General features: G+C 69.4%; 13 protein-coding genes. All 13 read right to left on the bottom strand.

What is annotated here, in order from left to right; all coding sequences use genetic code 11:
- Positions 1-342: transcription antitermination factor NusB (locus tag AB0I18_RS44035; protein ID WP_363111415.1), on the bottom strand; the 342-nt coding region annotated here is incomplete at its 3' end.
- A 2-nt stretch (positions 343-344) separates the two neighbouring features.
- Positions 345-911, bottom strand: a complete 567-nt coding sequence (efp, locus tag AB0I18_RS44030) for an elongation factor P (RefSeq protein ID WP_363111414.1) — start codon at positions 909-911, stop codon at positions 345-347.
- A 59-nt stretch (positions 912-970) separates the two neighbouring features.
- The gene (locus tag AB0I18_RS44025) at positions 971-2,077 is read right to left on the bottom strand and encodes an aminopeptidase P family protein (protein WP_363111413.1); all 1,107 of its coding nucleotides are present in this window, start codon (positions 2,075-2,077) and stop codon (positions 971-973) included.
- A 227-nt stretch (positions 2,078-2,304) separates the two neighbouring features.
- Positions 2,305-3,225: a Pro-rich N-terminal domain-containing protein gene (locus tag AB0I18_RS44020; RefSeq protein ID WP_363111412.1), complete on the bottom strand. Its 921-nt coding sequence runs from the start codon at positions 3,223-3,225 to the stop codon at positions 2,305-2,307.
- Positions 3,226-3,388: 163 nt separating this feature from the next.
- Positions 3,389-4,483 (bottom strand): 3-dehydroquinate synthase, encoded by a 1,095-nt coding sequence (gene aroB / locus AB0I18_RS44015; protein WP_363111411.1) that lies wholly within the window; start codon positions 4,481-4,483, stop codon positions 3,389-3,391.
- Complete coding sequence (locus AB0I18_RS44010) at positions 4,480-5,004, bottom strand: shikimate kinase (RefSeq protein ID WP_363111410.1); 525 nt, start codon at positions 5,002-5,004, stop codon at positions 4,480-4,482. The genes aroB and AB0I18_RS44010 overlap by 4 nt, the downstream gene beginning before the upstream one ends.
- A gap of 5 nt (positions 5,005-5,009) precedes the next feature.
- Positions 5,010-6,194 (bottom strand): chorismate synthase, encoded by a 1,185-nt coding sequence (gene aroC, locus AB0I18_RS44005; protein ID WP_363111409.1) that lies wholly within the window; start codon positions 6,192-6,194, stop codon positions 5,010-5,012.
- Between the two features lie 208 nt (positions 6,195-6,402).
- The gene (locus AB0I18_RS44000) at positions 6,403-6,858 is read right to left on the bottom strand and encodes a serine/threonine protein kinase (protein WP_363111408.1); all 456 of its coding nucleotides are present in this window, start codon (positions 6,856-6,858) and stop codon (positions 6,403-6,405) included.
- Positions 6,859-6,964: 106 nt separating this feature from the next.
- Complete coding sequence (locus AB0I18_RS43995; protein WP_363111407.1) at positions 6,965-7,798, bottom strand: shikimate dehydrogenase; 834 nt, start codon at positions 7,796-7,798, stop codon at positions 6,965-6,967.
- 8 nt (positions 7,799-7,806) lie between these two features.
- The gene (gene mltG, locus AB0I18_RS43990; protein WP_363111406.1) at positions 7,807-9,582 is read right to left on the bottom strand and encodes an endolytic transglycosylase MltG; all 1,776 of its coding nucleotides are present in this window, start codon (positions 9,580-9,582) and stop codon (positions 7,807-7,809) included.
- A gap of 387 nt (positions 9,583-9,969) precedes the next feature.
- Entirely contained in the window at positions 9,970-10,434 is a 465-nt protein-coding gene (gene ruvX / locus AB0I18_RS43985; protein ID WP_363111405.1) for a Holliday junction resolvase RuvX, read from the bottom strand.
- A 35-nt stretch (positions 10,435-10,469) separates the two neighbouring features.
- Positions 10,470-13,142 carry an alanine--tRNA ligase gene (gene alaS / locus AB0I18_RS43980; protein ID WP_363111404.1) on the bottom strand — a complete coding sequence of 891 codons (2,673 nt, stop codon included), beginning with the start codon at positions 13,140-13,142 and terminating at the stop codon, positions 10,470-10,472.
- Positions 13,142-13,492 (bottom strand): DUF6167 family protein, encoded by a 351-nt coding sequence (locus tag AB0I18_RS43975; protein ID WP_363111403.1) that lies wholly within the window; start codon positions 13,490-13,492, stop codon positions 13,142-13,144. The genes alaS and AB0I18_RS43975 overlap by 1 nt, the downstream gene beginning before the upstream one ends.
- Positions 13,493-13,496 lie beyond the last annotated feature (4 nt).

Raw genomic sequence — 13,496 nt, 5'->3', positions numbered from 1 at the left:
GAGTTCGACGTCGAGCTGGAGCCCGGCGTACTGCTGAGACGGGGAACGCTGAGAGCCGTCGCCGAGCTGCTGACGGGCGGGGCGGGCCGGGAAAGCCACGACCGGCATCCTGTCGAGCGTCCAGCCGACCGCGTACTGCGAGATGAGATCGTCGATGCGCCGCTCGTACTTCGCGTAGCCCTCGACGAGCTGCATCGTGTACTCGCTCACCGGCGGCTGCCGGGTGTCGGTCCGGGCGTGCCGGATCCAGTCCCCCAGCACTGTCTGGACGTCCACGCCGCGCTGATCGCCCTCGAAGAGGATCTGGAAGGCGCGCTTGCGGGCCGTGTTGCGGGCAGCCACGGTTAGCTGTTCACCCGGCCGAGGTAGTCGCTGGAGCGGGTGTCGACCTTGATCTTCTCGCCGGTGGTGATGAAGAGCGGCACGTTGATCTGGTGGCCGGTCTCCAGGATGGCGGGCTTGGTGCCACCGGTGGAGCGGTCGCCCTGGACACCCGGCTCGGTCTCCTGGATGACGAGCTCGACGGCGGCCGGCAGCTCGACGAAGAGCACCTCGCCCTCGTGCTGCGCGACCGTGGCGGTGAAGCCCTCGATCAGGAAGTTGGCGGCGTCGCCGACGGCCTTCCGGTCGACGTGGAGCTGGTCGTACGTCTCCAGGTCCATGAAGACGAAGTACTCGCCGTCCATGTACGAGAACTGCATGTCGCGCTTGTCGACAGTGGCCGTCTCGACCTTGACACCGGCGTTGAACGTCTTGTCGACGACCTTGCCGGAGAGCACGTTCTTGAGCTTGGTGCGCACGAAAGCCGGGCCCTTGCCGGGCTTGACGTGCTGGAACTCGACGACGGACCAGAGCTGGCCGCCTTCGAGCTTGAGCACCAGGCCGTTCTTGAGGTCGTTCGTGGAAGCCACGGTTGCGGAATCTCCTGGACTGACGTGGACGACCACGGGGCAGGCGCGACAGCTCGAAGCTAGAGCGCGAGCAGCTCCTTGGTCGTAATGGTGAGTAGCTCGGGTCCGCCGTCCGCCTCAGGGCGCACGACGAGCGTGTCATCGATCCGGACACCGCCCCGGCCCGGGAGGTGGACCCCCGGTTCGACGGTGACCGGCACGCAAGCGTCCAGTTTACCCATGGCCGCGGGGGCCAGCTGCGGGTCCTCGTCGATTTCGAGCCCGACACCGTGCCCGGTCAGCGGAGGAAGGCCGTCCGAATACCCCGCGGAGTCGAGTACCTGGCGGGCCGCGCGGTCCACGTCACGGTAGGCGGCGCCGGGTACGAGTGCCTCGCGTCCGGCACGCTGGGCGGCGAAGACGAGGTCGTAGAGCTCGATCTGCCAGTCCGCGGGCGAGGTGCCGATGACGAACGTGCGGCCGATCTCGCAGCGGTAGCCGCGGTAGGTCGCGCCCAGGCAGACGGAGAGGAAGTCGCCCTCCTCGACCCGGCGGTCGCCGGGGCGGTGGCCGCGGCGCCCGGAGTTCGGTCCGGTGCCGACCGAGGTCGCGAAGGCCGGGCCCTCGGCGCCGTGGTCGACGAGGCGGCGTTCCAGTTCCAGGGCGAGGTGGCGTTCGGTGCGGCCGACGAGAATCGACTCCAGGAGCTCGCCCAGGGCCTGGTCGGCGATCTCCGCGCCGACGCGCAGGCAGGAGATCTCCTCCTCGTCCTTGACGACACGCAGCTGCTCGACGGCGCCGCCGAGGTCGCCGAGGCGCAGCCCGGGTGCCACCGAGACGATCGCCCGGTGCCGGGCCACGGTCAGATGGTGCTCCTCCACGGCGAGGGACTCGGCACCCTGGGCCGTGGCGAGGTCCGCGGCCGCCACGGCGGGGTCGCCACCGGGACTCGCCAGCGGATGCACCCGGAGGGCCTCGTCCGGCCGGCCCCCGTCGAACGGGGTTTCCGTCAGACCGCCGCATACGAGCAGGTCCTCGGTCCTGCCCAGCAGGAGAACCGCGCCGGGCGGCGCCATGCCCGCCAGATAACGGACGTTGGCGGGGCGGGACACCAGCGCGGTCGCGTTGCCCCCCGCCGTGCAACGTTCCCGAAGCCGCTCCCGCCGAACCGCGTACACCTCTGACATGCCCCGAGCCTAAGAGCGGTGGCCGAATACCGCCGCTCCAACAGGCCCGACCGAGCGCCTCAGCCGGTGACGCGCCCCGAAGGGGCGCGGGGAACTGCGCGCCAAGCCACAGCCGACCCGCAGCCGACGTATGACGTAGAGGGGGGTCTGGGGGCGCAGCCCTCAGGGATGGGACGGGTAGGGGCGGCGGGGGCGAAAAACCCTGGCCCTCCCAACAGCCGGCGCCCTCACCAGGGCGGCGGACTGGCGATCGACCGCGCCAGCACATCGTCCAGCACCCGCGCCGTGGTCGGCACATCAAGCTGAGAGTTGTCGATGATGGGCAGCCCCGACCCGTACCACCCGGCCATCCGCCCATGGATACGGGCGACTTCCTCATCGGTCAGACGTCGGTTCCCGGAGCGCTCGGCATTGCGCTCCAAAACTATCTCCAGGCCGGGCAGGAGAACGACCGGCAGCAGACCGGGCCCGATGTGCCGTTTCCAGCCACCGAGCCCCACCACGGGCCGGTCGGGGAAGACCGCGTCGTCCAGGATGCAGGAGATGTTGTTGGCCAGGAAGTTCCGCGCCGCGAAGCCGCAGGTACGGCGGGCGAGACGATACTGCGCCTCCGAGTTGTCGTTCCACCCCGACTGCGGGTCGGCGAATCCCGAGCGCACCCATTCGCGTACGTCGTCGAGGCTGATGTGCGCGGTGGGCACCCGGCGGTGGCCCGCCCAGTACTTGGCGACGCTCGTTTTCCCGGCACCGGCGGGACCGATGAGCAGGACGGCGAGCGTCGTGGACGTGGGGTCGGGCATGCCGGCCGCGGGCGGCGCGCTCGGCATCGGCACGGGGCCACCCGGCGGCAGCTGCACATGGCCCGTGGTTTCCGGCGTCGGCGGTACGGGAGCGTGGTGCGGGACCGAGTGGTGCGGCGCGGGCGCGCGGCCCGGCGGGTGCGGGGCGGCGGGCCCCGTCGGCGCTCCGGCGAAACCCGGCGGCGGGCCCACGGGTGCGGGGCCTGCGGGCTGCTGCGCGGGCGCGGGGCCCGGGTGCGCGCCCGGGTGGTGCGGCCCCGGGTGTTGTGCGGCCGGCGACCAGCCGACGGCCGGTCCGTGCCCCGGCTGGTGGGGCGGCGGCAGCGGAGACCCCACTGCGTGCTGCATCCGGTGCCACTCCGTCTCGTACAGGCAATTGGCGCTGGCAGCGGGCTCCTGCCCCGCTCCTACCGAACGGTACCGCCCCCGGCCGCCGTTTGGTGAACGGCCGGGAGCGGTCCGAAGTGCCCGTCCGCACAAGGCAAATCGGCCCAAGTGACGTCCGGGGGAGCTATTCGCCCACTTCGCCGTAGGCGGCGAGGAGGACCGCCGGGTCGGGGCCCTCCAGGACGGTGGGCTTGGCCAGTCCGTCCAGGACGATGAAGCGGAGCATGTCGCCGCGGGACTTCTTGTCGACCTTCATGGTCTGCAGGAGCTTGGGCCACTGGTCGTAGCGGTAGCTCAGCGGCAGGCCTACCGATTCCAGGATCGTGCGGTGCCGGTCCGCCGTCACGTCGTCCAGCCGCCCGGCCAGCCGGCCCAGTTCGGCCGCGAAGTGCATACCCACCGCGACGGCGGCCCCGTGCCGCCACTCGTAGCGCTCGTTCTTCTCGATGGCGTGCGCGAGGGTGTGCCCGTAGTTGAGGATCTCGCGCAGCCCGGACTCCTTCAGGTCGGACGAGACGACCTCGGCCTTCACCTTGATGGAGCGCTCGATGAGCTCTGCGGTGTGCGGCCCCTCCGGGGTGCGGGCGCCCTGTGGGTCGGCCTCGATGAGTTCGAGGATGACCGGGTCGGCGATGAAACCGGCCTTGATGATCTCGGCGAGCCCGGACACGAAGTCGTGGACCGGCAGCGATTCCAGCGCCGCCAGGTCGCACAGCACACCGGCGGGCGGGTGGAAGGCGCCGACGAGGTTCTTGCCCTCGGCGGTGTTGATGCCGGTCTTGCCGCCGACCGCCGCGTCCACCATGGCCAGCACCGTGGTCGGGATGGCGATCCAGCGCACCCCGCGCAGCCAGCTCGCGGCCACGAATCCGGCCAGGTCGGTGGTGGAACCGCCGCCCACGCCCACGATCACATCGGTACGCGTGAAGCCGGACTGGCCCAGCGCCTTCCAGCAGTAGGCGGCGACCTCGGCGGTCTTGGCCTCCTCGGCGTTGGGCACCTGGATGGCGACGGCCTCGAAGCCCTGTTCCGCCAGGTCGGCCCGGAGCGCCTCACCGGTGTCGGCGAGCGCCTCGGGGTGGATCACGGCGACCCGCTTGGTCCGCTCCCCGATCAGCCCGCCGAGTTCGCCGAGCAGCTGACGGCCCACCAGTACCTCGTACGGCTCACTGCCCGCCGTACCGCCGACGTGGATCCGGGTGACTGCCTGCGCGCTCATGCGTACTTCAACTCCAAGGCGTCGAGGACCGCCTGGGCGACCTCTTCGGGGGCACGGCCGTCGGTGGCGACGACCGCGCGGGCGACTTCGGTGTAGAGGGAGCGGCGGGCTTCCATCAGGTCGCGCCACTGGCGGCGTGGGTTGACGGCGAGCAGCGGCCGGGCGGCGTTCAGCCCGGTGCGCTTGACCGCCTCCTCGACGTCCATCGACAGGTAGACCACCGGCAGCCCGGCCAGCAGCGCCCGGGTGTCCGCGTCCAGGATCGAGCCGCCGCCGAGCGCGAGTACGCCGTCGTGCTCGGTCAGCGCCTTGTGCACGGCCTGCTTCTCGATCGCGCGGAAGGCCGCCTCGCCCTCGTCCAGGAAGATGTCCGCGATGGTCCGGCCCTGCTCGGCCACGATGTCGTCATCCGTGTCCCGGTAGGCGCAGCCCAGCCGCTGTGCGACCAGCGCGCCCACGGTGGACTTGCCGACCCCCATGGGCCCGACCAGGACGACCCGCAAAGCACCCGCCGGATTCATCGCAGTCACCGGACGACCAGGTTCTCGAGGTACGAGGTGACGTTGCGCCGCGTCTCCGGCACGCTGTCGCCGCCGAACTTCTCGGCCACCGCGTCCGCCAGCACCAGCGCCACCATCGCCTCGGCGACGATGCCCGCGGCCGGCACCGCGCACACGTCCGAGCGCTGGTGGTGCGCCTTGGTCGCCTCGCCGGTCACCACGTCGATGGTGGCCAGCGCGCGCGGCACGGTGGCGATCGGCTTCATGGCCGCCCGCACGCGCAGCAGTTCGCCCGTCGTCAGACCGCCCTCGGTCCCGCCGGAACGCCCCGAGGCCCGCTTGATGCCCTCGTCCGTCCGCACGATCTCGTCGTGCGCCTGCGAGCCCGGCACGCGCGCCAGGTCGAAGCCGTCACCGACCTCGACTCCCTTGATGGCCTGGATGCCCATGAGCGCGGCCGCCAAGCGGGCATCGAGCCGCCGGTCCCAGTGCACATGCGAGCCCAGCCCCACCGGCACCCCGTACGCCAGCACCTCGACCACGCCACCGAGCGTGTCCCCGTCCTTGTGCGCCTGGTCGATCTCCGCGACCATCGCCTTCGACGCGTCGGCGTCCAGGCAGCGCACCGGATCGGCGTCCAGCTTCTCCACGTCGGAGGGCTTGGGGTAGACGCCGTACGGGGCCTTCGCCGCCGCCAGCTCCACGACGTGCGAGACGACCTCGATCCCGGCGGTCTCCTTCAGGTACGAACGCGCTACCGCACCCAGCGCCACCCGCGCCGCGGTCTCACGGGCACTCGCCCGCTCCAGGATCGGCCGGGCCTCGTCGAAGCCGTACTTCTGCATCCCCGCGAGATCCGCGTGACCGGGCCTGGGCCGGGTCAGCGGGGCGTTGCGCGCCAGCTCGGCGAGGATCTCCGGCTCGACCGGATCGGCCGCCATCACCTGCTCCCACTTGGGCCACTCGGTGTTACCCACCATGACCGCGACGGGGGACCCCAGGGTCAGTCCGTGACGTACGCCGCCCAGGAAGGTGACCTCGTCCCGCTCGAACTTCATCCGCGCACCGCGCCCGTAACCGAGCCGCCGCCTCGCCAGGTGGTCCGCCACCATCTCCGTGGTGATCGGCACGCCGGCGGGAAGACCCTCCAGCGTCGCGACAAGTGCGGGTCCGTGGGACTCCCCCGCGGTCAGCCAGCGCAACCTGCTCAACGGTGCTCCTCATGATGCTCGCGCCCTGGTACTGCCCTGCGTACGACTGTCCCCGCGTACGACGACGGCGCGACCGGGTGCGCGGCCCTGGCCCGCCGTCTCCGATTCTCCCATGTCCGGCCCCGTTGCCCGGCCGGAGGTCCATCAGACGGGACGGGACCCGGCGACCGGCGAGCACACGCTCGCCGGCCTTCCGTGCTCTGCCGCGTCAGCCGCAGTTCCCGTACGTACTGGTGTGGTACCAGTCACGGATGGTGGACGCGCCGATCTCCTCGTAGTGGGCCCAGAAGCGAACGCACTTGCCGGGCGCGGACACGTACACCGGGCCCGCGTAGTACTTGTAGTCGCCGTCGTCCTTCTTCCAGGGGCCGCCTTCGGCCTGGATTCCGGCGCCGAGGCCGGTGGCCGTGCCGTCGTGGGCGCCGGCTCTCTCGTGCTTGACGGTGACGACGCAGTTGTTCCCCGTCGAGGAGCTGTAGAGCTGGTAGACCGTGACGTTCTGCCCCAGCCCCATCGTGTGACTGCGCTGCACGTAGTAACTGGAACCACAGGCAGCCACGGCCTTCTCGGCCGGCGTCGCCGCGTGCGCCACCCCGGATCCGGCCAGCACCATCCCGAAAGCCGCCGCTGTGAGAGCGAGGACGCGACCCATCGACTTGCGCACAGTTCTCCCCTTTTTTCGGTGTCGCTCGACACCGCCCGGCGAGAATGTAGCCCTCAAGCGATCATTCCTGGCAGGTCCGCATCAAATCGGCCAGATCATGACCGGATCACGCCTCCGCCTCCTGGAGTGCGCGTTCACCCGCGGCTCTCATCGCCTCAAGGGGGGCGGGTGCACGTCCCGTCATCTGCTCAACCTGGAGCGCGGCCTGGTGGACCAGCAGATCCAGGCCGCCGACGACCCCTCCCCCGTTCTTGCCCCAGGCGGCGGCCAAAGACGTGGGCCAGGGTGCGTACAGCACGTCGAAGAGGGTCCCGGGCCGCTCGGGCACGCGCGGGACCAGGGCGTCGGTGCCCCCTGCCGGAGTGGTCGCGATCACCAGCGGCGCTTCGAAGGCACGGTCCGCCTCCGCCCAGTCCGCGATCCGCACCGCGACCCCCAGACGCTCGCCCCAGCCCCGCATCTCACGGGCGCGGGCCTCGCTCCGCACGAACACGGTCACCGGACCCGAGCAGACACCGGCGAGCGCGGCGAGCGCCGACGAAGCGGTGGCGCCGGCACCGAGGATCGCCGCGGACTCCACCTTTTCCACACCGCGCTCGTGCAGCGCCGCGATGATTCCGGGGATATCGGTGTTGTCGCCGACGCGACGGCCGTCGTCGGTGAAGACGACCGTGTTGACCGCCTCGACGGAGCGGGCGGTCGCACTGATCTCGTCCAGCAGCGGAAGGACCGCCCGTTTCAACGGCATGGTGAGGGACAACCCGGCCCACGACGCATCCAGCTTTCCGAGGAAACCGGGCAGTCCCGCCTCATCGACCTCGAAACGCTCATACGTCCAGCCGGTGAGACCCAACTCCGCATAAGCGGCCCTGTGCAGCACAGGCGAGAGGGAATGACTGATGGGCGAGCCGACAACAGCGGCGCGCTTCACTGTGCTCATCGAGCTTGTTAGTTCCGTTCCTTCTCGTACTCTTCCACGTTCTTGTTGTGCTCTTCGTTGGTGACCGAGAACACCGTCTTGTCCTCGTTGATCGACACGAAGTAGTACCAGGGCCCGGGGGTCGGTTTCATCGCGGCATCGATGGCTTCCTCGCCGGGGTTGCTGATGGGACCTGGCGGAAGCCCCCTGACGTCGTACGTGTTGTACGGGTCCTTGATCTCCCGCAGCTGAGCGACCGTGCCGACGTCCAGGGTGCTCTGACCCTTGATGTAGTTGATGGTGGAGTCGAACTCCAGCCTGCCGACCGTTTCGAGGTTGCCCGGCTTGAGGCGGTTGTAGACGACGCGGGAGACCTTGCGGAAGTCGTGGTCGTACTTGCCCTCGACCTGAACGAGGCTCGCCACCGTGAGGAGCTGCAGCGGGTCCTTCAGGTCCAGCGCCTCAGCCTTCGACTCAAGCCCGAATTCTTCGTATTTGTCCGCCGCGTGCTTGACCATTTCCTCCAGGACATCCTTGGATTTCATGCCCTTGGAAACGGGATAACTGGACGGATAGAGGAACCCTTCCAGCGGATCCTTCACGCCCTTTTCGCTGTTCGCCCAATCAGGCAGACCGAGATCGTTCCATTCCTTCTTGGCGACCGCCGCGGTCGTGCCTTTCTTGACCCCAAGGCGATTGTCGATCAGCGTATATACTTCTATATTTCGCTTGCCCTCAGCAATGATCAGGTTGTCACGGCTTTTTGGACTGAGCATAAGCGCGACGGCACTTTCGGCGGACATTTCCTCGTTGAGCGTATAGACGCCCGCCTGGAGCTGCTTACCTTTGGGATTCTTGTTCTGCGCGGCCACAAAAGCGTCGACACTCTTGACGATGCCCGCGTCCTTCAGCGCCTGCCCGATGACGTAGCCGCTCGCGCCCTGCTTGATGGTGACGGAGACCTGCTTGCTCGTCCCGTCCCCCGCAAAGTCCGGCGCCGCGCCAAAACGATCCTGGTAGAACTGGTAACCGAAATACCCGACTCCGCCGATCCCACCGGCGAGGACGAGCGTCACAACCAGGCAGGCACAGCCACTGCGGCGTTTCTTGCCGCCTTTGCCCTTGCCCTTGCTTTTGCCCTTGCCGCCTTTGCCTCGGCGGTCACCCGCTCCGCCCTCGGAGTCGTCGTCGGGGTCGTCATCGTCACCGCCGCCCGCGAAGAAGGCGTGTTCGCCCTGGTCCGGGCCCGGGTCCCAGTCGGTCTGCTGCGGTTCGGGCTCGGTACGGCGGCGGCTCGGCGGCTCCGGCGGCGGGTACGCGTCGGGGGTCCCGTAGTAGTCGGACTGCTGACCGCCGTACGCACCAGGCTGGCCACCGTAAGGGTCAGCAGGATCGGCGCCGTAAGGGACCTGGGGCTGCTGCTGGCCCGTGTCCCAGCCGCCGTTGTACTGCTGGCCGCCCTGGTCCTGGTACCCCTGGCCGCCCTGGTTGTTGTACTGCTGCGGGCCCTGACCGCCGTACTGCTGCTGCCCCTGGTTGCCGTACTGCTGCTGTTGTCCCTGGTCGTAGTGCTGCTGCTGACCCTGGCCGTACTGCTGCTGTCCCTGGTCATAGCCGGCCTGCTGGCCCGTGCCCCAGTCGCCGTACTGCTGCGGCGCCTGCGGCTGCTGCGGATAGTGCTGCGGCTGGCCGCCGTAGGGGGACTGGGCCGCGTGGGCCTCCTGTCCTCCCCATCCGTCGTCCCCGTACAACGGGTCCTCGGGATGCCACGGTTCGGAGCCTGGGCCCCGGCCATACTCAGTCATCGATCCCCTACGAGCCGCGAGGCGGTGGGTACTGGGCGCTCGTAGCGCGGCATCCTATCCGCCTCTCCTGCTGTGCGGCAGTTGTTCGAAGACTGCCGCATCGCGCGGAACGTTACCGTATCGCGATCAGTTGACATTCGTTTCTCCACAAGAAGTGGTCAGCGGTCGCCTGCTCGGCTTCCTGCTCACGGGCGGCAACGCCGCCCGGGAAGCAGCCCGTTGAGGTGTCGCACCAGCTCCTCAGGCCGCGACCGTCTGTCCGGCAGGGGGCAGAATCTCCGGCCTCGTTCACGTGCCCGGGGTGACGGGTCCCACAGGCGGCGCACTTCACTCACGAACCACGGACACTGAAGCGGAACCGGCCTGAAATGCGGGAAACGGCGAAAATCAGGTGGTGACTTCGACGCCCTCGCCGGGAGACGTGCCTGACACCCGCTCGGATTCCAGTGCCTGCTGGAGAATGATCACGGCCGCGGCCTGGTCGATGACCGACCGGCCCTTCTTGGCCTTAACGCCCGAGGCGCGCAGTCCCTGACTGGCCGTCACGGTGGTCATCCGCTCGTCCAGGAGCCGCACCGGAACGGGGGCGATCCCCCGGGCGAGGTCCTGGGCGAAGGCGCGGACCTTGACCGCGGCCGGACCTTCGCCCCCCTTGAGGGAGCGGGGAAGTCCGACGACGACCTCGATCGGTTCGTACTCCTCGACGAGCTGCTTCAACCGCCGCTGGGCGGCCGGGACATCACGTCCCGGCACGGTCTCCACCGGAGTGGCGAGGATCCCGTCGGGGTCGCACGAGGCGACCCCGATCCGGGCGTCCCCGACATCGACGGCGAGCCGACGGCCACGCCGCATGACCCGCTCGTCCCCACTCACTTCGCTCGCTCGGCTCACTTGGCCGTCTCGGCCACGAGGCGCTCGACGGCGTCGACGGCCTCGCCGATGGCGGCCGGGTTCTGACCGCCGCCCTGGGCGACGTCCGGCTTGCCGCCACCGCCGCCGCCGAGGGTCTTGGCGGCCGTGCGGACCAGGTCACCGGCCTTGAGTCCGCGCTCGCGGGCGGCCTCGTTGGTGGCGATGACCGTCAGCGGCTTGCCGTTGGCGGTGGTGAACAGGGCGACGACGGCGGCCCGGCCGCCCTGGATGCGGCCGCGCACGTCGAGGACCAGCTTGCGCAGGTCGTCGGCGGACGTGCCGTCGGGGACCTGACCGGTGACGAGAGCGACGCCTCGTACGTCCTTGGCGGACTCGACGAGACCGGCGGCGGCCTGGAGGACCTTCTCCGCGCGGAACTTCTCGATCTCCTTCTCGGCGTCCTTCAGCTTGCCGAGCATGGCGGAGATCTTCTCCGGCAGCTCCTCGGGACGCCCCTTGACCAGCTCCTGGAGCTGGGCGACGACCGTGTGCTCACGGGCCAGGAAGTTGTACGCGTCCACGCCGACCAGGGCCTCGATGCGTCGCACACCCGAGCCGATCGACGACTCGCCGAGCAGCTTCACCAGGCCGAGCTGCGCGGTGTTGTGCACATGGGTGCCGCCGCACAGTTCCTTGGAGAAGTCGCCGATGGTGACGACCCGCACGCGCTCGCCGTATTTCTCGCCGAACTCGGCGATGGCGCCCTGCTTCTTGGCCTCGTCGATCGACATGACATCGGCGCGGACGTCCAGATCGCGGGCGAGCACCTCGTTGATCTGCTGCTCGACGTCCGTCATCACGGTCACCGGCACGGCGGACGGGGAGCCGAAGTCGAAGCGGAAGCGGCCAGGCTGGTTCTCGGAACCGGCCTGGGCGGCCGTCGGGCCGAGGGCGTCGCGCAGGGCCTGGTGCGTGAGGTGCGTGGCCGAGTGGGCGCGGGCGATGGCCGTGCGGCGGCGGACGTCGATGACCGCCTGGGCGGAGGCGCCGACGGTCACCTCGCCGACCTGGACGACGCCCTTGTGGACGTACACCCCGGGGACCGGCTTCTGGCAGTCGCGGACCTCGATGACGGCGCCGGTGTCGACCTTGATGCGGCCGGTGTCGCCGATCTGGCCGCCGCCCTCGGCGTAGAAGGGGGTGCGGTCGAGGACGATCTCGACCTCGTCGCCCTCGGTGGCGGCCGGCGAGGAGACCCCGTCGACGAGGATGCCGACGATCTTCGACTCGCCCTCGGTCTGCGTGTAGCCGACGAACTCGGTCTCGCCGGCGGCGTCGGCGATCTCGCGGTAGGCACCCATGTCGGCGTGGCCGGTCTTCTTGGCCTTGGCGTCGGCCTTGGCGCGGTCGCGCTGTTCCGTCATGAGGCGCCGGAAGCCGTCCTGATCCACCGAGAGGCCCTGTTCGGCGGCCATCTCCAGGGTGAGGTCGATCGGGAAGCCCCAGGTGTCGTGGAGCAGGAAGGCCTTCTCACCGGGGAGCACGTTCGAGCCTGCGGCCTTGGTCTCGGTGACGGCGGTGTCGAGGATGTTGGTGCCGCCCTTGAGGGCCTTGAGGAAGGCGGCCTCCTCGGCGAGGGCCACGGTCTCGATGCGCTTGCGGTCGGTGACGAGCTCCGAGTACTGCTGCCCCATCGTCTTGATGACGACGTCGATGAGCTCGGCGACGACCGGTCCGGTGGCGCCCATCAGGCGCATGTTGCGGATGGCGCGGCGCATGATGCGGCGCAGCACATAGCCGCGGCCCTCGTTGCCGGGCGAGACGCCGTCGCCGATGAGCATGACGGACGTACGGATGTGGTCGGCGACCACGCGCATGGAGACGTCGGTGTCGTGCTTGTCGCCGTAGCGCACGCCGGTCAGCTCGGTGGCCTTGTCCATGACGACGCGCAGGGTGTCGGTCTCGTACATGTTCTGCACGCCCTGCAGGATCATGGCGAGGCGTTCAAGGCCGAGACCGGTGTCGATGTTCTTCGACGGCAGGTCACCGAGGATCGGGAAGTCCTCCTTGCCGTCACCGGCCCCGCGCTCGTACTGCATGAAGACCAGGTTCCAGATCTCCACGTACCGCTCGTCGTTGACGGCCGGGCCGCCTTCGACGCCGAACTCGGGGCCGCGGTCGTAGTTGATCTCGGAGCAGGGGCCGCACGGGCCGGGGACGCCCATGGACCAGAAGTTGTCCTTCTTGCCCAGGCGCTGGATGCGCTCGGCCGGGACGCCGATCTGCTCCCGCCAGATCTGCTCGGCCTCGTCGTCGTCAAGGTAGACGGTGATCCAGAGCTTCTCGGGCTCGAGGCCGTAGCCACCGTCCGCCACGGAGTTGGTGAGCAACTCCCAGGCGTACTTGATGGCTCCTTCCTTGAAGTAGTCCCCGAAGGAGAAGTTGCCGCACATCTGGAAGAACGTGCCGTGCCGCGTGGTCTTGCCGACCTCTTCGATGTCCGGCGTACGCACGCACTTCTGCACGCTGGTGGCGCGCGGGGCGGGCGGCTTCGTCTCACCGAGGAAGTACGGCTTGAAAGGAACCATGCCGGCGTTGACCAGGAGCAGAGTCGGGTCGTCCGCGATGAGCGACGCCGAAGGCACGACGGTGTGCCCGCGCTCCTCGAAGAAGCTCAACCAGCGGCGACGAATCTCGGCCGACTCCATCAGTGGTCCTCATTCCGGTTGTACGAGTACGTCGACCTCTCGACGTACGTCGGGTTCTTGCTGTACCGCGGGTCGTTGCTGTTCTCGATGGCGGCGAAGCCCCGCGGGGCGGGGAGTTCGGGATGCGCGTTGAGGCCGAGCGCCTCGTCGAGTTCGGCCTCCCGCTGGGCCATGCCGTCGCGGACGTCGAGCGCGAAGTCCTTGAGCCGGTGGCCCGCTGCGAGCGCCTTGTCCGCGGCCTGCGCCGCGAGGCTCTCGGGCGTCAGCTGCTTGAGCTTGCGGTTGACCTTGGTGGTGGCCCAGACCCCGGCGGCTGCGCCGGCGGTGAACCAGAACGTACGGCGGAACATCGCT

The sequence above is a fragment of the Streptomyces sp. NPDC050704 genome (assembly GCF_040654355.1).
GTDB lineage: Bacteria > Actinomycetota > Actinomycetes > Streptomycetales > Streptomycetaceae > Streptomyces.
This window is presented reverse-complemented; position numbering and strand designations above follow the sequence as displayed.